General features: G+C 38.4%; 21 protein-coding genes. 13 read left to right on the forward strand and 8 right to left on the reverse strand.

The features are described 5' to 3' along the window. Positions 1 to 66 precede the first annotated feature (66 nt). The 5 genes from N8M16_RS07405 to N8M16_RS07425 form a co-directional block, all read right to left on the reverse strand. Positions 67 to 855: a peptidylprolyl isomerase gene (locus tag N8M16_RS07405; protein ID WP_060628552.1), complete on the reverse strand. Its 789-nt coding sequence runs from the start codon at positions 853 to 855 to the stop codon at positions 67 to 69. 71 nt (positions 856 to 926) lie between these two features. Continuing rightward, complete coding sequence (locus N8M16_RS07410; protein ID WP_049542943.1) at positions 927 to 1,739, reverse strand: HAD family hydrolase; 813 nt, start codon at positions 1,737 to 1,739, stop codon at positions 927 to 929. Positions 1,740 to 1,751: 12 nt separating this feature from the next. Then, a complete protein-coding gene (locus N8M16_RS07415) occupies positions 1,752 to 2,495 on the reverse strand; it encodes a DeoR/GlpR family DNA-binding transcription regulator (protein WP_049542945.1) in 744 nt (247 codons plus the stop codon). Positions 2,496 to 3,080: 585 nt separating this feature from the next. Beyond that, positions 3,081 to 3,305, reverse strand: coding sequence for a helix-turn-helix transcriptional regulator (locus tag N8M16_RS07420; protein WP_001041097.1), 225 nt, complete (start codon positions 3,303 to 3,305; stop codon positions 3,081 to 3,083). Between the two features lie 2 nt (positions 3,306 to 3,307). Then, positions 3,308 to 3,904: a hypothetical protein gene (locus tag N8M16_RS07425; protein WP_049542946.1), complete on the reverse strand. Its 597-nt coding sequence runs from the start codon at positions 3,902 to 3,904 to the stop codon at positions 3,308 to 3,310. Between the two features lie 687 nt (positions 3,905 to 4,591). On the opposite strand from N8M16_RS07425, the gene rpsP reads away from it, so the two are divergent. The 8 genes from rpsP to N8M16_RS07465 all read left to right on the forward strand — a co-directional run bounded on the left by rpsP (position 4,592) and on the right by N8M16_RS07465 (position 8,556). Continuing rightward, on the forward strand, positions 4,592 to 4,864 hold the full coding sequence (gene rpsP, locus N8M16_RS07430) for a 30S ribosomal protein S16 (protein ID WP_000268760.1): 273 nt from the start codon (positions 4,592 to 4,594) through the stop codon (positions 4,862 to 4,864). Between the two features lie 19 nt (positions 4,865 to 4,883). Continuing rightward, on the forward strand, positions 4,884 to 5,123 hold the full coding sequence (gene kphA, locus N8M16_RS07435) for an RNA-binding protein KphA (RefSeq protein ID WP_000379617.1): 240 nt from the start codon (positions 4,884 to 4,886) through the stop codon (positions 5,121 to 5,123). Between the two features lie 43 nt (positions 5,124 to 5,166). Next, the gene (locus tag N8M16_RS07440) at positions 5,167 to 5,493 is read left to right on the forward strand and encodes a MazG nucleotide pyrophosphohydrolase domain-containing protein (protein ID WP_033688581.1); all 327 of its coding nucleotides are present in this window, start codon (positions 5,167 to 5,169) and stop codon (positions 5,491 to 5,493) included. 7 nt (positions 5,494 to 5,500) lie between these two features. Beyond that, a complete protein-coding gene (locus N8M16_RS07445; protein WP_023943056.1) occupies positions 5,501 to 6,052 on the forward strand; it encodes a hypothetical protein in 552 nt (183 codons plus the stop codon). 107 nt (positions 6,053 to 6,159) lie between these two features. Further along, positions 6,160 to 6,948, forward strand: a complete 789-nt coding sequence (locus N8M16_RS07450) for an alpha/beta fold hydrolase (protein WP_261011204.1) — start codon at positions 6,160 to 6,162, stop codon at positions 6,946 to 6,948. A gap of 30 nt (positions 6,949 to 6,978) precedes the next feature. Then, positions 6,979 to 7,497 carry a ribosome maturation factor RimM gene (gene rimM / locus N8M16_RS07455; RefSeq protein WP_084926481.1) on the forward strand — a complete coding sequence of 173 codons (519 nt, stop codon included), beginning with the start codon at positions 6,979 to 6,981 and terminating at the stop codon, positions 7,495 to 7,497. Then, the gene (trmD, locus tag N8M16_RS07460) at positions 7,487 to 8,206 is read left to right on the forward strand and encodes a tRNA (guanosine(37)-N1)-methyltransferase TrmD (protein WP_084926480.1); all 720 of its coding nucleotides are present in this window, start codon (positions 7,487 to 7,489) and stop codon (positions 8,204 to 8,206) included. Before rimM ends, trmD begins: the two co-directional genes overlap by 11 nt. An 11-nt stretch (positions 8,207 to 8,217) precedes the next feature. Next, entirely contained in the window at positions 8,218 to 8,556 is a 339-nt protein-coding gene (locus N8M16_RS07465; protein WP_001196040.1) for an ATP cone domain-containing protein, read from the forward strand. Positions 8,557 to 8,586: 30 nt separating this feature from the next. Here the strand turns inward: N8M16_RS07465 and N8M16_RS07470 are convergent, their stop codons facing one another. Then, positions 8,587 to 8,907 carry a hypothetical protein gene (locus N8M16_RS07470; protein ID WP_001216096.1) on the reverse strand — a complete coding sequence of 107 codons (321 nt, stop codon included), beginning with the start codon at positions 8,905 to 8,907 and terminating at the stop codon, positions 8,587 to 8,589. Positions 8,908 to 9,005: 98 nt separating this feature from the next. Here N8M16_RS07470 and N8M16_RS07475 point away from each other — a divergent pair, with 98 nt between their 5' ends. After that, a complete protein-coding gene (locus N8M16_RS07475; protein WP_000807422.1) occupies positions 9,006 to 9,221 on the forward strand; it encodes a YdbC family protein in 216 nt (71 codons plus the stop codon). A 53-nt stretch (positions 9,222 to 9,274) separates the two neighbouring features. Here the strand turns inward: N8M16_RS07475 and N8M16_RS07480 are convergent, their stop codons facing one another. Further along, positions 9,275 to 9,811 (reverse strand): biotin transporter BioY, encoded by a 537-nt coding sequence (locus tag N8M16_RS07480; RefSeq protein ID WP_261069910.1) that lies wholly within the window; start codon positions 9,809 to 9,811, stop codon positions 9,275 to 9,277. 188 nt (positions 9,812 to 9,999) lie between these two features. Further along, entirely contained in the window at positions 10,000 to 11,346 is a 1,347-nt protein-coding gene (gene gor, locus N8M16_RS07485; RefSeq protein WP_261069911.1) for a glutathione-disulfide reductase, read from the reverse strand. 290 nt (positions 11,347 to 11,636) lie between these two features. Here gor and N8M16_RS07490 point away from each other — a divergent pair, with 290 nt between their 5' ends. The 4 genes from N8M16_RS07490 (at position 11,637) to metG (ending at position 16,912) form a co-directional block, all read left to right on the forward strand. Continuing rightward, the gene (locus N8M16_RS07490) at positions 11,637 to 12,845 is read left to right on the forward strand and encodes an efflux RND transporter periplasmic adaptor subunit (protein WP_261069929.1); all 1,209 of its coding nucleotides are present in this window, start codon (positions 11,637 to 11,639) and stop codon (positions 12,843 to 12,845) included. After that, a complete protein-coding gene (locus tag N8M16_RS07495) occupies positions 12,829 to 13,530 on the forward strand; it encodes an ABC transporter ATP-binding protein (RefSeq protein ID WP_261069912.1) in 702 nt (233 codons plus the stop codon). The genes N8M16_RS07490 and N8M16_RS07495 overlap by 17 nt, the downstream gene beginning before the upstream one ends. A 1-nt stretch (position 13,531) precedes the next feature. Then, the gene (locus N8M16_RS07500) at positions 13,532 to 14,791 is read left to right on the forward strand and encodes an ABC transporter permease (RefSeq protein ID WP_261069913.1); all 1,260 of its coding nucleotides are present in this window, start codon (positions 13,532 to 13,534) and stop codon (positions 14,789 to 14,791) included. A gap of 123 nt (positions 14,792 to 14,914) precedes the next feature. Then, complete coding sequence (gene metG / locus N8M16_RS07505) at positions 14,915 to 16,912, forward strand: methionine--tRNA ligase (protein ID WP_261069914.1); 1,998 nt, start codon at positions 14,915 to 14,917, stop codon at positions 16,910 to 16,912. Positions 16,913 to 16,933 lie beyond the last annotated feature (21 nt).

A 16,933-nucleotide genomic window follows, 5' to 3' on the forward strand; every position in this document is an offset into this window, starting at 1 on the left:
CGTACTCAAGTACAGCCTGCGACTAGTTTCCTAGTTTGCTCTTTGATTTTCATTGAGTATAAAATCTTAGTCTTTTACCACTTCGATGCTGTCGATTGTGATAGCAGTAGTTGGCTTGTCTTTTTCATCTTTTTCTGCTTTGGCAATCTTATCTACAACATCCATACCGTCAATCACTTGACCAAAGACTGGGTGTTTGCCATCTAGACTAGGGTTTCCCCCTTCTTTATAGGCTTCGATGATTTTCTTTGGATACTTGCTTGTAGGGAGTTTAGCAGAGGTATCTGTAGAGTTTTGGTTGATGAAGAACTGGCTACCATTGGTGTTTGGTTGACCAGTATTAGCCATAGAAAGAGCACCACGGATGTTATAGAGATAAGGAGTAATCTCGTTTTTGAAACCAGTTCCCTTGTCTTTAGTTTTATCCTTGTCATGCCAGATAGACTGACCACCTGTACCGTCTCCCTTTGGATCTCCAGTTTGGACCATAAAGCCATCGATGACACGGTGGAAGGTAATACCGTTATAGTAGCCTTCTTTAGCATGAGTGAGGAAGTTTTCAACCGCTAGAGGAGCGAGTTTAGGGAAGAGTTTGATACGGATATCTCCTTGACTTGTGTGGAGAATCACTTCAGCCTCGTCTTCAGCAACTTCTTTAGATAGTTGTGGGAAATTGGCGTTTTCGTTTGTTAAAGCATCGTTTAACTCCTTGGCAGATTGGGCAGCTGCTTTGGAACTTTCTTCAGCAGCAAGACTGGAATCTACATAGTCATCACCACGCAAACTACGTTGGATGCTGCTACACCCAGCTAGGGCTACAGTGGATAGTAAAAGAAGGGTTGCTAGTTTTTTCATTCTGTTCCTCTCAAAAATTTATTTCTACCATTGTACCCTAAAAGGAAGTTTATTTCAAATATCAATAGAGATTATTCTGATAACACATATAACTTTATAGCTTGACTTACTCCATTTTGTTCATTAGAATCTGTTACTGCATTTGCACAGGATTTGACATCTGTAGGTGCATTTCCCATTGCAATACCAAGGCCTGCGGTTTCAATCATGGGAACATCATTATAATTGTCACCCAAGGCCATAATCTCCTTTGGGGAAATTTGATAGTAGTTAGCCAATTCTAACAGAGCCTGTTTTTTAGATACTTGATTATGTGTGACTTCAAGATAGTTATTCTTGGAGAGATAAAAATCCGTTTGAGGGAAATCCATAATGGATAAGGTGTTTTGCAGTTTCTGTATAGTGTCTGCTTTATCAATTAATAATAGTTTATGAACAAGAGTATATTCCTCTTTTATCAAATCTGTTATAGATGTAACTTTTGGACTTTCTCCAGTAATATCGGCTTCGATTTGTACCCATTTATCTAAAGTATTAACAAACCAATCTTGTCCAGAATAAACATTGATAGAAACTGTCGGAAATTCTCTTTTTAAAAAATCATGAAGAAATGTTAATTCTTTTTTATCAATAGAATGCTGACTTAGGACCTCATCCCCCTTACTGATAAGGGCACCGTTATAACATGCGATTGGGAAGTTACTAATACCTAGTTCTTTAGAGATTGGAGCAATACCGAGAGGTGAGCGAGCAGAAGCTAAGACAAAAGGGATTTCTTTTTGTTTTAAAATTGGCATCAGTTCTGGCAAATAAGAGTCTATCTGGTGATTTTTGTCTAAAATTGTTCCGTCAATATCGGTTATAATCAATTTAATATTTGTCATAGTTAACCTCTTTTAAAATAGAATAGTTGTTTTACCATCTAAATATTTCTGAATTTCTATATCGGGTTCTTTGTCTGTAATCCAATAATCAAAATCAGCTAGTTCAGAAAGAATAAAGTGAGAGTGTTTGCTTATTTTACTGGTTTCAGCCAGTAAGACACGAGTTTTGCTTGTTTTAAATGCTCTCTTTTTCATTAGAACATCTTCTTGGTCTTCAAAACTAACTTGACCATCTGAAAGACTTGCAGCTCCAAAAAAAGCTAAATCAAACTTAATAGAGTTTAAAATGTCCGATTCTTCTAATGAGTAATAGAAACGATTTTTTTTATGAAATCGTCCACCTAGAATGTGAAAATCGACATTTTCTTTCCCTCCTAGAATAAGCGCATTATCTAATGAATGGCTGAAAATAGTGACTTTTTTATCTGTTATTTTTGCTAACTCAAGTACAGTTGTTGAAACATCATAGAAAATTAATTGTGATTCAGAAATAAGTTGGGTAGCTAAATGAGCAATTTTCTCTTTTTCTTTGGAAGATTGTTCTGCTCGACCTTGAAAACCAAGAATCCTTTGCTTTTGAATTGGCAATAAACCTCCATGAGTTCTTTTTGCTCGTTTCTCTTTTGCGAGAATAGAAAAATCTCTGCGGATGGTATCTTTGGATACTTGGAAATAGTCAACCATTTCTTTTGCTGATAGACTTCCTCTATCCTCTAAAAGTTTAATGATTTCTTCTAATCGTTGTTCTTGGTACATATGAATTCCCCCTTTCAATACTAATATACCTCTTTTGTAAGCGATTGTCAACGTTTGTAATGTTTTATAAGTGTTTTGAATAATCTACAAAAAAATCAACCTGACTTGGTTGATTAAAGATTCTTCTTTGGATGACGGTCGATAATATCCTTGTATTGTTCCAGTATCTGCTCCCCCTTTGGAGTCAATTTGTAGCCACGATTGCTAATTCTTCTTCTGAAAGTTGTCATGAAGGGCTTTGACCAAATTTGTAGCCTTCATCTTAGACAGTCTTGTAATTCCCTTGCTTTTCAGAATATTCTTTTTCATAGTAGCATTTAGATGGTTAAGTGAGTCAAATGCAGTTTCGACAAGAGTATAACCTTTTTCCACCAGAGTTTTTAGATGCTTAGGGGTATCAATGCCATAAGTGTACTCAAAGTATTTAGGGAACCAGATCTTAAGAAAGCTCGTAAAGCATCACAATTAGTAAAGGTTAATTCGAAAGAATTGCTATATTTTAAAAGAGCACATTTTCAAAGGATTTTTTCTTTTGGCTTCAATTCCTAATTAGTCAATGAACTTAATAATAGGTCTCGAAAAGAATTATGCTTCCTCTTTCTGTCTGAGTTCAAAGAGGTCTTCTACTTTCAGATTAAAAACTTGAGCAATTTTAAGAGCCATTTCCAGCGAAGGGTTGTAACGATTATTTTCCAAGTGCAGAATTGTCTCGCGTCGCATGCCGATGAGGTCGGCTAACTCCTGCTGGGTCATGCCTGTGGACTCACGAACAGATTTGAGATTAGTAATAATCTTGCTTTCTTTGGCCATGCTTATCCTCTACGTTCCAAGATAAAATATACAACCGCAAAGATGCAAATCAAGGCAGCTATGCTAATAAATATCTGCCCCATGTAAAGAGTGAGAGGCCCCATATACCCAATGATAACTGCTAGGATCATCAGTGTGGCTAGTATAAAAACCAACATCAAGCTAGCTGCCTTTGCTAAATTAGCATAAAAGCGTTCGTCCGGAGTTTCCTTGACATTTTTTAAAGAGAAAAAACCAAATGCAATCACTTCAATAGCGAGGCCAATTCCCAAAATCCATTCTTTAATACCAGAACTTTCGCTTGGGGTCGCAACCCAAATTCCTACTGTATAAAAAATGCTTGCTGCAAACAAAAGTATCGTGTAAAGCTTAGCAGACAAGTCAAAAATAATCTTTCCCTTACCTTTCTGACTTTTATGAGACCATAGTTTCATATGTAGCCAGCTCCAAATAGCTACAATTTGACCTTGCACTGAAATACCAGTAATAACTAACTTGGGTCCCCAACTAAGATTAGAACCAAATAAAACAATAAAATCAATAAAGAGAGCTACGGCAATCACTGCAATGAGGCCACGCATTTTTTGACTTTTTTTCATGATAGACTCCTTTTTTATGTTATAAATATATAACACTTAAATTTTATGTTATAAATATATCACATTTAAATCTGGAAAGCAAGAATTTATGTGCCAAGGTGGCAATTATTTGGAAAATCTAGATACTCTATGAATCTCTACTTTTTTCTTAGACTGTTATAAAGTCTGTCAGAATAAGCGTTATAGGTGTAGAAGTTAATTTTTACAGAACTAAACTATTCCCCTATTTATAATCTATTAATTCATATTTTATAAATTAATTAGTAGATATCATTCTTAAAATCCTTGATATTTCGCTTGGGAGCAGGCTTGGGATTTAGGAGCCAAGTATCCAAATCTCGTTCAGGCGATATGAAGGGCTTGACTTGATGGTCTTTATAAAATGTTTCTAATACTCTTCGAAAATCAAATTCAAACTACGTCAGCTTTACCTTGCCGTACTCAAGTACAGCCTGCGGCTAGCTTCCTAGTTTGCTCTTTGATTTTCATTGAGTATAAAATAGTATTCACGGATAGCTTCTTTCAAACATTTATTTCCTACTTCTAACAAATTTCTAAATGGTTTAAAAATTTTATAGTATGTCAAGTTTTTTTCTTGACACCTGTCAGAAATCTGCTATAATAGAACATGTGCTAAATAGCTCAGCTATTTCACCGAAATAAAAAATAAGAAAAGAGACTTTAAAAATGGCAGTTAAAATCCGTTTGACTCGTATGGGTTCTAAGAAAAAACCTTTCTACCGTATCAACGTAGCAGATTCACGTTCACCACGTGACGGACGTTTCATCGAAACAGTTGGAACATACAACCCACTTGTTGCTGAAAACCAAGTAACTTTGAAAGAAGACCGCGTTCTTGCATGGTTGGCTGATGGAGCTCAACCTTCAGATACAGTTCGCAACATCCTTTCAAAAGAAGGTGTATTGAAGAAATTCCACGATTCTAAATTCTCAAAATAAGTTTAAAGTAGGTTGACAGATGGATACGATTGAAAATCTCATTATTGCGATTGTGAAACCCTTGATTTCACAACCAGATGCCTTAACTATCAAGATTGAAGATACACCAGAGTTTTTGGAATATCATTTGGATCTTGATCAAAGCGATGTGGGTCGTGTAATTGGTCGTAAGGGTCGCACTATTTCTGCGATAAGAACGATTGTCTACTCTGTCCCAACTGAAGATAAAAAAGTAAGAATCGTTATTGACGAAAAATAAGAAGGGCGGGACGGATGTCTCGCTTTTTTTGCAAGGAGAAAGAATGAGAGATTTAACAGTTAGACAACTAGAGGAATATTTACTTGACCATTACCGACAATCTAGAACAGAAGAAGGGCTTTTTATTAAGCTAGTAGAAGAAGTTGGAGAAGTTGCTGAGGTTTTAAATGGACGCTCTGGTCGAAAAGAGGGAGTTCAAGATTCGAACGAGGAACTAGCAAAAGAATTGGCTGATATCATTCACTACACTGTCGCAATTGCGGCCATCAACGACATAGATCTAACCAAGACCATTTTTGAAAAAGACAAAAAGGCGGCTATCAAATATCAGCATGAACGAGATTTGGAAGGCTTTTTGAAAGAAAACTGAAAAAAGAATGAATATTGATTGTGTTTTTAACATAGATTGGTCAATGTATATTGATTGGCTATTACGAATTTTACAAATTGCAACATTTATTGCTGTGATTATAAAGATAACGTTCCAAAATAAGGTTTATATCAATAATATTGAAATCAAGGAAATTAAACCATTCGAGTTTGAATCTTTACATACAAATTTTCACTATATTCATGAATTTACACATAATATAAGTAGCAAACCTTTTAATCATTTGATTTTTTATCCCAAAGAAGTTGATATTGAAATAGTAGAATTTTATTCTTTAAACTATGATTCAAGAAACGATTGTTTGATTGTAAATAATAAACTGCATACAGTTAAAAATTTAAAGAATTATACATGCTTATTGATTCATACAAATTTACCAGAGAATATGCCTAGTTTAAGAATGAAATGGAAAACAAGTCAGGGTGAAATTGGGGAATATACATTTTATAGCAATATGTATAACGGGAATGTAAATATCTCATCTTTCAAATATAAATTAACATTAAAGAGGAAAATATTAGCACTTTTTGGACTATAGCGGGCCCTCTATGTATTTTCCTCTAACTTGAGAAAATCTTTGGAACGTGATAAAATAAAGGATAAGGATTTTTAATAATTCATTATATAGAACGAGTGGATTTCTTTATGAAGAGGTTTGAAGTATCTACAGAAATTGGTAGTCTCTCTGTTACTTATCAAAAGCAAAAGAAAATACTAGTTTGTTTAAGTGGCGCAGGTTTGCTACCAAGTTATGAAAATTTTTCACTTATACTTGAAAAACTTCCTCCTACAATTGGTTATTTGACAATTGATTTTCCGAACACAGGTAGGAGTCCGATTCATGACCAAGCTGGAAAAAATCTAGATAATCTTGCAGATGCGGTTTATGAAGTACTTGAAGAATTAGGGATTTCTGAATATATACTTTGTGTACATAGTTTGAGTGGAATTTTAGCTTGTAAATTGCTCAACAAACCAATTAAGTGTCAGGCTTTAGTAGCAATTGAACCGACAACTAAAAACGTCATGTTTGCTGATTTTTCAGAAAATCCTTATCCAGAAATGGAAGAGCAGATGAGGCTGATTGAGGAGTGTGGTCCTGAATTTTATTTTAAGAACTTAACTCAAGCAACATTTAGCCCTGAAATTAATAAAGAAATCTGGGAAATAATGCAAGAAAAAGGCTTAGAGTTGGAAAATCAAGATCCAGAATTTCAGATATCTGGAGAGATTACTGAGGAAGATTTTGAGAATTTATCAATACAATCTCATGTCCCTGTATTTATTTTTTGTCAGCCTTATAGAGAAAAAGAGTACAGAGAATCAGAATATTGGACTTCCAATACTAAACTCATTTTAGGAGGGAATCACCATTATTTACAATGGTCAGAATCAGAAAAAATTGTGACTATTATTCGAGAATTGTCCGAATAAGATGGATAGAAATAGAGTACAGGAGACAAGATGAACTACTTTAATGTTGGGAAAATCGTCAATACGCAGGGGTTGCAGGGTGAGATGCGAGTCTTGTCTGTGACGGATTTTGCAGAAGAACGGTTTAAAAAAGGGGCTGAGCTGGCTTTGTTTGATGAAAAAGATCAGTTTGTTCAAACAGTGACCATCGCTAGCCACCGTAAACAGAAGAACTTTGACATTATTAAATTCAAAGATATGTACCATATCAACGCTATCGAAAAGTACAAGGGGTACAGTCTCAAGGTCGCTGAGGAAGATTTGAATGACCTAGACGATGGTGAATTTTATTATCATGAGATTATCGGTTTGGAAGTCTATGAGGGAGAGAACCTGATTGGAACCATCAAGGAAATCCTGCAACCAGGTGCCAACGATGTCTGGGTGGTCAAGCGGAAAGGAAAGCGTGATTTATTATTACCTTATATCCCACCAGTGGTTCTCAATGTTGATATTCCTAATAACCGCGTCGATGTGGAAATCTTAGAAGGGTTAGACGATGAAGATTGATATTTTAACCCTCTTTCCAGAGATGTTTTCTCCACTGGAGCACTCAATTGTTGGAAAGGCTCGAGAAAAAGGGCTCTTGGATATCCAGTATCATAATTTTCGAGAATATGCTGAAAAGGCCCGCCATGTCGACGATGAGCCCTACGGAGGAGGTCAGGGGATGTTGCTCCGAGCCCAACCCATTTTCGATGCCTTTGATGCTATTGAAAAGAAAAATCCGCGCGTCATTCTCCTCGATCCTGCTGGAAAGCAGTTTAATCAGGCTTATGCTGAGGATTTGGCTCAAGAGGAAGAGTTAATCTTTATCTGTGGGCACTATGAGGGTTATGATGAGCGTATTAAGACCTTGGTGACAGATGAGATTTCCCTGGGTGACTATGTCTTAACTGGTGGAGAATTGGCGGCCATGACCATGATTGATGCGACGGTTCGCCTGATTCCAGAAGTGATTGGCAAGGAGTCCAGCCACCAAGATGATAGTTTTTCTTCTGGCCTTCTTGAATATCCTCAGTACACACGTCCCTATGATTATCGAGGTATGGTTGTACCAGATGTATTGATGAGTGGTCACCATGAAAAGATTCGTCAGTGGCGATTGTATGAGAGTTTGAAGAAAACCTATGAACGCAGACCGGATTTGCTTGAACATTATCAACTGACAGCAGAAGAAGAAAAAATGCTGGCAGAAATCAAAGAAAACAAAGAATAAAGGAGAAACCTATGCAAGTAATCAAACGTGATGGAGAAATTGCTGAATTTAATCCAGATAAGATTTACCAAGCTATCTTAAAGGCAGCCCAGACTGTCTATGTATTGACAGATGATTTGCGTCAAAACCTTGCACAAGTCACTAAGAAAGTGGTTTTGGATTTGGAAGAAGCCAAGGTGGAACGTGCTACCATCAGCATGATTCAGTCTATGGTTGAACATCGTTTACTGGGTGCAGGTTACATTACCATTGCAGAACACTACATTTCCTATCGTCTACAACGTGACTTGGAAAGAAGTGGTTATGGAGATCATATCGCAGTTCATTTACATTTTGAACAAATTCGCTAAGAAAAAAGAGTGGGATGAAGCAACTACATCTCACTCTTTCTTAAATCTATTTTTTTGGGCTGTTTGGACGGTTGAAGGGACAAATCGCAGGCGTTGAATATCGCTTATGCGGATAATACGGGTCACATTTTTGGCAAAATTTTTCACGATAATTTGCTGGCGTTGCTGATCGTATTTGATGATGTCACCTGTAAAGCTTGTCTCAGACAAGATAAGGTGAACAGCGGTTTGTTTCTGGATAGCCTCTTCAATAGTGGCTGTAAGGGAGTTGCTTTCAGTCTGGTCAGGTTGGTCATGTCCATTTAAAAAGTCATGTATTTTATCTAGAACTTGCTGGAATTTATGTCTCATAGTGGCCTCCCTTCTTTTATATCAATATTATATAAAATTTTCCTAAAATCTACAAGATTTTACGAATAATCAAATGAAAGCTAAAAAAGGAGAAGAAAATGGCAGAATTTACATTTGAAATCGAAGAGCACTTGTTGACTCTTTCTGAAAACGAAAAAGGTTGGACCAAGGAAATCAACCGTGTGAGCTTTAATGGTGCTCCTGCAAAGTTTGATATTCGTGCTTGGAGTCCAGACCATACTAAAATGGGCAAGGGAATTACTCTCTCAAATGAAGAATTTCAAACAATGGTGGATGCCTTTAAAGGCAACTAAGTTTTCAAAATGAAAGAAAAGGATACTGAGTCATGACAACTCGATATCCTTTTTTAGTTAGCAAAGTAAGCCTGATTTTTAAGGCGTTGAAGTAGCGGACGGCTAATAAAACTAATAGCCAGAAGTTTAGCAAGGTCTGGAATGATAAAGGGAAATACCCCTACAATAAGAGCTTTTTCAAATGGCATTCCAGCTAGGAAATGCAAGCTGAGAATCCCGCCGACAAAGACAAGGGAATCACCCAAGAGGTTTGCAAGAAAAATCTTGATAACACCACTCTTGCTGTTGGTTAGAGAGGAAGTCAGTCCAGAGTAAACGAGATAAAACCAAAGATAGCCTGCAGTAGGGCCAACTAAAGCCTGAAAACCAGCTCCACCTCCTGCAAAGACAGGAAGACCGATAGCACCTAGAAGAAGATAGAGTCCAACAGAAAGTACAGCCTCTCTCGGTCTAAAGACAGTAGCAATCAAGCCGATTGCAAAGTTTTGCAGAGTGAAGGGAACAGGTCCAATTGGAAGACTGATTTGTGCCAAAACAGCAATGAGAGCAGCTCCAATAGCAGGGATAGCATAAATATGAGCTTTTTTCAAAATAGTTAACCTCTTTTCTGATGTATAGTAACTATTATACTCGTAGAGTAATTATTGTCAACCAATTTTTTAAAACAAGGTAACAAAAACTGTAACGGCCGATTTTGCTTATTGGTTAAGTTGTTTTCATCGATTCGAAAACATCAAAAAAGAAGCAGATACATTTGTATCAGCTTCTTTTATTTCGATTAACGCATAGTTACAAATTCTTCAGATGCAGTTGGGTGAATCGCCACAGTTGCATCAAAGTCTGCCTTGGTTGCTCCCATTTTGATAGCAACGGCAAATCCTTGAATCATTTCATCAACACCATAGCCAATTCCATGAAGTCCGACAACTTTTTCTTCTGAACCTGCTGTGATCAATTTGAAACGTGTTTCTTGACGGTTGTCAGTGCAAGCAGAGTACATAGACGTAAAGCTTGATTTGTAAACCTTGATTTGGTCTTGACCGTATTCTTTAATAGCTTGCTCTTCTGTCAAACCAACCGTTCCGATAGCAGGGTGTGAAAAGACAACAGTTGGAATAGTTGAGTAATCCATTTTTGCAGTTGTTTTGCCGTTAAAGAGACGTTCAGACAAAGTACGTCCAGCCTTGATAGCAACTGGAGTTAGTTCTTTTTCGCCTGTTACATCACCTAAAGCGTAGATTCCCTCAACAACAGTATTTTGGTATTCATCCACTTGGATAAAGCCACGTTCGTTCAGAGTTACTCCAGCTTTTTCAAGTTGCAAGCCCTTAACGTTTGGACGGCGACCAGTAGCCCAGATAACTTGACTAGCTGTGTGACTAGTACCATCCTCGAAATGAATGGTAATGCCATCAGCAGTTTTTTCTAACTTGGCAGGGACTTTGTGAGTATGAAGTGGCAAGTTTGTTCTTTCCATTTCCTTTACCAGACCTTCAACGATGTAAGAATCAAAACTACGTAAAGGACGATCACGACGAACAAAGAGGTCTGTCTTGACACCAAAGGTGTGGAGTACTCCAGCCAATTCAACGGCGATATAACCCGCGCCTAGAATAGCAACTGACTCTGGTAATCCTTCCCAAGCAAATACATCATCAGAAGAGCCACCTAGCTCAGCACCAGGAATATTTGGAATACTTGGATGGGCACCAGTAGCAATCACGATATGTTTAGCACGAATCAGTTCACCATTTACGCTGACAGTATGAGAATCTACAAATTCAGCATGGCCTTCAATCAAGTCTACTCCGTTGCGTTTAAAACTGCCATCATAAGAAGAACGAGCACGATCAATATAGGCTTCACGATTGCGACGTAGGGTAGCAAAGTCAAAGTTAAGATCAGTAGTCTTAAAGCCGTAGTCTTCTCCAAATTGATGGAAAGTCTCAGCGATTTGCGCCCCGTACCACATGATTTTTTTAGGAACACAACCGACGTTGACACAGGTTCCACCTAATTTCTTTTCCTCAATAACGGCCGCTTTGGCTCCGTGTTCACCAGCACGGTTCATGGTAGCAATTCCTCCGCTACCTCCACCGATAGCAATGATATCGTATTCTCTCATTGAAAACTCCTTTATACTCTTTGAAATAGTAGAGTGTCATTTTTTGATAGTCATATTCTATCTTTTTTTTTATCTGATTGCAAAAATCTGCTACGTTCAAAAAAATTAAAGAAAAGGCTTGCAAAAAGGAAAAATAAAGTGTATTCTATAACTAGTACAATGGTAATAAAAATAGATTCCGAACAATAATCAAATCCTGAAATGTCATTATTTCGTTCTGAACGGTTATTGTTTATATTTGCTAATTTTTATATAATATTGTTAAGGACTTTAAATCAAAAAGGAGTTTCATTATGAAGAAGAATCGTAAAGCTAAAAAGTGGCAATTGTATGCAGCAATCGGTGCTGCAAGTGTAGTTGTATTAGGTGCTGGGGGGATTTTGCTCTTTAGACAACCATCTCAGACCGCTGTAAAAGATGAGCCTACTCATCTTGTTGTTGCCAAGGAAGGAAGCGTGGCGTCCTCTGTTTTATTGTCAGGGACAGTAACAGCAAAAAATGAACAATATGTTTATTTTGATGCTAGTAAGGGAGATTTAGATGAAATCCTTGTTTCTGTGGGTGATAAGGTCAGCGAAGGACAGGCTTTAGTCAAGTACAGTAGTTCAGAAGCCCAGGCGGCCTATGATTCAGCTAGCCGAGCAGTAGCTAAGGCAGATCGTCATATCAATGAACTCAATCAAGCACGAAATGAAGCCGCTTCAGCTCCGGCTCCACAGTTACCAGCACCAGCAGGAGGCGAAGGAGCTGCAGGGCAAACTCCAGCTCCAGTCTCAGGAAATGCAGTTTCATCTATTGATGCACAACTAGGTGATGCCCGTGATGCTCGTGCAGATGCAGAAGCGCAATTAAGTAAGGCTCAAAGTCAGTTGGATGCCATGACGGTTCTCAGTACCCTGGAGGGAACTGTGGTTGAAGTCAACCACAATGTTTCTAAATCTCCAACAGGAGCTAGTCAAGTAGTCGTTCATGTCGTAAGTAATGAAAACTTGCAAGTTAAGGGTGAACTATCTGAATATAACCTTGCCAACCTCTCTGTAGGACAAGAAGTAACCTTTACTTCTAAAGTTTACCAAGATAAGAGCTGGACAGGTAAGATTAGCTATATCTCTGACTATCCTAAAACTAGTGGTGAAGCAGCAAGTGCAGCTACTGCCGCAGCAGGTGGTAATTCTGGTTCTAAATATCCATATACCATCGATGTTACAAGTGAAATCGGTGACTTGAAACAAGGATTCTCAGTAAGTGTTGAGGTTAAGAATAAGAGTAAAGCCATTTTGGTTCCTCTAACAAGTGTTGTGACTGAAAATGATAAGAACTATGTCTGGGTGCTTGACGAGCAGAAAAAGGCCAAGAAAGTGGAAGTTGGTTTGGGCAATGCTGATGCAGACAACCAAGAAATCACTTCAGGTCTGACAAATGGAGTCAAGGTCATCAGTAACCCAACGTCTTCTCTAGAGGAAGGAAAAGAGGTGAAGGCTGATGAAGCAACTAATTAGTCTAAAAAATATCTGCAGGAGTTACCGTAATGGTGACCAAGAACTGCAGGTTCTCAAAAATATCAACCTAGAAGTGAACGAGGGTGAATTTGTTGCCATCATGGGACCATCTGGTTCGGGTAAGTCTACTCTTATGAATACGATTGGTATGTTGGATACACCAAGTAGTGGAGAGTATTATCTTGAAGGTCAAGAAGTGGCTGGACTTGGTGAAAAACAACTAGCCAAGGTTCGCAACCAACAAATCGGTTTTGTCTTTCAGCAGTTCTTTCTTCTATCTAAACTCAATGCTCTGCAAAACGTAGAATTGCCCTTGATTTACGCGGGAGTTTCGGCTTCAAAACGTCGCAAGTTAGCTGAGGAATATCTAGATAAGGTTGAATTGACAGAACGTAGTCATCATTTGCCTTCGGAATTATCTGGTGGTCAAAAGCAACGTGTGGCTATTGCGCGTGCCTTGGTAAACAATCCTTCTATTATCCTAGCAGACGAACCGACAGGAGCCTTGGATACCAAAACAGGTAACCAAATCATGCAATTATTAGTTGAACTAAATAAAGAAGGAAAAACCATTATCATGGTAACGCATGAGCCTGAAATAGCTGCTTATGCTAAACGCCAGATTGTCATTCGAGATGGAGTTATTTCATCTGATAGTGTTCAGTTAGAAAAGGAGGAAAACTAAGATGCAGAATCTGAAATTTGCCTTTTCATCTATCATGGCTCACAAGATGCGTTCTTTGCTTACCATGATTGGGATTATTATCGGTGTTTCATCAGTTGTTGTGATTATGGCTCTAGGTGATTCCCTATCTCGTCAACTCAACAAAGATATGACCAAATCTCAGAAGAATATTAGTGTCTTTTTCTCTTCTAAAAAAAGTAAAGATGGGTCTTTTACTCAGAAACAATCAGCTTTTACGGTTTCTGGAAAAGAAGAGGAAGTTCATGTTGAACCGCCAAAACCGCAAGAATCCTGGGTTAAAGAGGCAGCCAAACTCAAGGGAGTGGATAATTACTATGTAACCAACTCAACTAACGCCATCTTGACTTATAAAGATAAAAAGGTTGAAAATGCCAATTTGACAGGCGGGAATAGAACCTATATGGACGCTGTTAAGAATGAAATCATTGCAGGTCGTAGTCTGAGAGAGCAAGATTTCAAAGAGTTTGCAAGTGTTATTTTGCTTGATGAAGAATTGTCCATTAGTTTATTTGGCTCTCCTCAAGAGGCTATTAACAAGGTTGTAGAAGTCAATGGTTTTAGTTATCGAGTCATTGGGGTTTATACTAGTCCAGAGGCTAAACGTTCAAAAATATATGGCTTTGGTGGCTTGCCCATTACTACAAATACTTCCCTTGCTGCGAATTTTAATGTAGATGAAATAGCTAATATTGTCTTTCGAGTGAATGACACAAGCTTGACTCAAACTCTGGGTCCAGAATTAGCACGAAAAATGACAGAGCTTGCTGGCTTGCAACAGGGAGAATATCAAGTATCAGATGAGTCAGCTGCATTTGCAGAAGTTCAACAATCGTTTAGTTTTATGACGACGATTATTAGTGCCATTGCAGGTATTTCCCTCTTTGTTGGAGGGACTGGTGTTATGAATATCATGCTGGTTTCTGTTACAGAGCGTACCCGTGAGATTGGTCTCCGTAAGGCTTTGGGTGCAACACGTGCTAATATTTTAATCCAGTTTTTGATTGAATCCATGATTTTGACTTTGTTAGGTGGATTAATTGGCTTGACAATTGCAAGTGGTTTAACTGCCTTAGCAGGTTTGCTATTGCAAGGCTTGATTGCGGGTATAGAAGTTGGAGTATCAATCCCAGTTGCCCTATTTAGTCTTGCGGTTTCGGCTAGTGTGGGTATCGTTTTTGGAGTCTTGCCAGCCAACAAGGCATCGAAACTTGATCCAATCGAAGCTCTCCGTTATGAATAAGATCAACAAGATGGACACTTGTCTATCTTGTTTTTGTATGGATTTCCCTATCGAAAATTATTAAAAATGTGATATAATGAAGTGTTAGAAAAACAGGTTTCATTTGCCTGGAAAGGAAAAATTATGTCTGAAAAGAATTTTTATATTACAACGCCGATTTACTATCCATCTGGAAAACTTCATATCGGATCTGCCTACACAACTATCGCATGTGATGTCTTAGCACGTTATAAACGCCTGATGGGCTACGATGTCTTTTATTTGACAGGTCTTGATGAGCATGGTCAAAAGATTCAACAAAAAGCAGAAGAAGCTGGGATTACACCACAAGCCTATGTTGATGGAATGGCAATTGGAGTTAAAGAACTCTGGCAATTACTCGATATCTCATACGATAAGTTTATCCGTACAACGGATGACTACCATGAAAAAGTAGTGGCTCAAGTCTTTGAGCGCTTGCTTGCTCAAGATGATATCTATTTGGGTGAATACTCTGGTTGGTACTCAGTATCAGATGAGGAATTCTTTACAGAAAGCCAGCTTGCGGAAGTTTTCCGTGATGAAGCCGGAAATGTGACTGGTGGTATCGCTCCATCAGGTCACGAAGTGGAATGGGTATCTGAAGAGTCTTATTTCCTTCGTCTTAGCAAGTACCAAGACCGTCTAGTAGAATTTTTCAAAGCTCATCCTGAATTTATCACTCCAGATGGTCGTCTGAATGAAATGCTTCGCAACTTCATCGAGCCAGGTTTAGAGGATTTGGCAGTTTCTCGTACAACCTTTACCTGGGGTGTTCCAGTACCATCAAATCCTAAACACGTTGTCTACGTTTGGTTTGATGCTCTGCTCAACTATGTGACAGCTCTTGGCTACGATCAAGACGAATACGCTAACTTTGACAAGTTCTGGAACGGAACAGTCTTCCACATGGTTGGAAAAGACATCCTTCGTTTTCACTCAATCTACTGGCCAATCCTTCTTATGATGTTGGATATCAAATTGCCAGAACGTTTGATTGGTCATGGTTGGTTTGTCATGAAAGACGGAAAGATGTCTAAATCTAAAGGGAATGTTGTCTATCCTGAAATGTTGATAGAGCGTTTTGGACTAGATCCACTTCGTTACTACCTCATGCGTAGCCTTCCAGTTGGTTCAGACGGAACCTTTACTCCGGAAGACTATGTTGGCCGTATCAATTATGAATTGGCTAATGACCTTGGAAACCTCCTCAACCGTACTGTTTCTATGATTAACAAGTACTTTGATGGACAAATTCCAGCCTATGTAGAGGGCGTGACAGAGTTTGATCATGCTCTTGCTGAGGTTGCAGAACAATCAATCGCAGACTACCATACACACATGGAAGCAGTTGACTACCCACGTGCACTTGAAGCAGTCTGGACTCTTATTTCACGTACGAATAAATACATCGACGAGACAGCTCCATGGGTCTTGGCCAAGGATGAAGCTCTTCGTGACCAATTAGCAAGTGTTATGAGTCACTTGGCAGCCAGCCTTCGTGTTGTAGCTCACTTGATTGAACCGTTTATGATGGAAACCAGTCGTGCAGTTTTGACTCAACTTGGTTTAGCAGAAGTTGCTAGCCTTGAGAACTTGAGCTTGGCTGACTTCCCTGCAGGTGTAACTGTAGTTGCCAAAGGAACACCAATCTTCCCACGTCTGGATATGGAAGAAGAAATCGCCTATATCAAGGAACAAATGGAAGGCAACAAGCCAGCTGTCGAAAAAGAGTGGAATCCAGACGAAGTCGAACTCAAACTAAACAAGGAAGAAATCAAGTTTGAAGACTTTGACAAGGTCGAAATCCGTGTCGCAGAAGTCAAAGAAGTGTCTAAAGTAGAAGGTTCAGATAAGTTGCTTCAATTCCGCTTGGATGCTGGTGATGGTGAAGATCGTCAAATCCTTTCAGGAATTGCCAAATACTATCCAAACGAACAAGAATTGGTCGGCAAGAAAGTTCAAATCGTTGCTAACCTCAAACCTCGTAAGATGATGAAGAAATATGTCAGCCAAGGGATGATCCTATCAGCTGAACATGATGGACAATTAACCCTTCTTACAGTTGATTCAGCTGTACCAAATGGAAGTGTGATTGGATAAAAATAGACAGGACTAGTTCAT

The sequence above is a fragment of the Streptococcus mitis genome (assembly GCF_946188375.1).
GTDB classification, from domain to species: Bacteria; Bacillota; Bacilli; order Lactobacillales; family Streptococcaceae; genus Streptococcus; species Streptococcus mitis_CX.

What these genes read in the sequence shown, in the direction of transcription:
- N8M16_RS07405 (WP_060628552.1), bottom strand. Translation starts at nt 855, where the DNA reads ATGAAAAAACTAGCAACCCTTCTTTTACTATCCACTGTAGCCCTAGCT.
- N8M16_RS07410 (WP_049542943.1), bottom strand. Translation starts at nt 1,739, where the DNA reads ATGACAAATATTAAATTGATTATAACCGATATTGACGGAACAATTTTA.
- N8M16_RS07415 (WP_049542945.1), bottom strand. Translation starts at nt 2,495, where the DNA reads ATGTACCAAGAACAACGATTAGAAGAAATCATTAAACTTTTAGAGGAT.
- N8M16_RS07420 (WP_001041097.1), bottom strand. Translation starts at nt 3,305, where the DNA reads ATGGCCAAAGAAAGCAAGATTATTACTAATCTCAAATCTGTTCGTGAG.
- N8M16_RS07425 (WP_049542946.1), bottom strand. Translation starts at nt 3,904, where the DNA reads ATGAAAAAAAGTCAAAAAATGCGTGGCCTCATTGCAGTGATTGCCGTA.
- rpsP (WP_000268760.1), top strand. Translation starts at nt 4,592, where the DNA reads ATGGCAGTTAAAATCCGTTTGACTCGTATGGGTTCTAAGAAAAAACCT.
- kphA (WP_000379617.1), top strand. Translation starts at nt 4,884, where the DNA reads ATGGATACGATTGAAAATCTCATTATTGCGATTGTGAAACCCTTGATT.
- N8M16_RS07440 (WP_033688581.1), top strand. Translation starts at nt 5,167, where the DNA reads ATGAGAGATTTAACAGTTAGACAACTAGAGGAATATTTACTTGACCAT.
- N8M16_RS07445 (WP_023943056.1), top strand. Translation starts at nt 5,501, where the DNA reads ATGAATATTGATTGTGTTTTTAACATAGATTGGTCAATGTATATTGAT.
- N8M16_RS07450 (WP_261011204.1), top strand. Translation starts at nt 6,160, where the DNA reads ATGAAGAGGTTTGAAGTATCTACAGAAATTGGTAGTCTCTCTGTTACT.
- rimM (WP_084926481.1), top strand. Translation starts at nt 6,979, where the DNA reads ATGAACTACTTTAATGTTGGGAAAATCGTCAATACGCAGGGGTTGCAG.
- trmD (WP_084926480.1), top strand. Translation starts at nt 7,487, where the DNA reads ATGAAGATTGATATTTTAACCCTCTTTCCAGAGATGTTTTCTCCACTG.
- N8M16_RS07465 (WP_001196040.1), top strand. Translation starts at nt 8,218, where the DNA reads ATGCAAGTAATCAAACGTGATGGAGAAATTGCTGAATTTAATCCAGAT.
- N8M16_RS07470 (WP_001216096.1), bottom strand. Translation starts at nt 8,907, where the DNA reads ATGAGACATAAATTCCAGCAAGTTCTAGATAAAATACATGACTTTTTA.
- N8M16_RS07475 (WP_000807422.1), top strand. Translation starts at nt 9,006, where the DNA reads ATGGCAGAATTTACATTTGAAATCGAAGAGCACTTGTTGACTCTTTCT.
- gor (WP_261069911.1), bottom strand. Translation starts at nt 11,346, where the DNA reads ATGAGAGAATACGATATCATTGCTATCGGTGGAGGTAGCGGAGGAATT.
- N8M16_RS07495 (WP_261069912.1), top strand. Translation starts at nt 12,829, where the DNA reads ATGAAGCAACTAATTAGTCTAAAAAATATCTGCAGGAGTTACCGTAAT.
- N8M16_RS07500 (WP_261069913.1), top strand. Translation starts at nt 13,532, where the DNA reads ATGCAGAATCTGAAATTTGCCTTTTCATCTATCATGGCTCACAAGATG.
- metG (WP_261069914.1), top strand. Translation starts at nt 14,915, where the DNA reads ATGTCTGAAAAGAATTTTTATATTACAACGCCGATTTACTATCCATCT.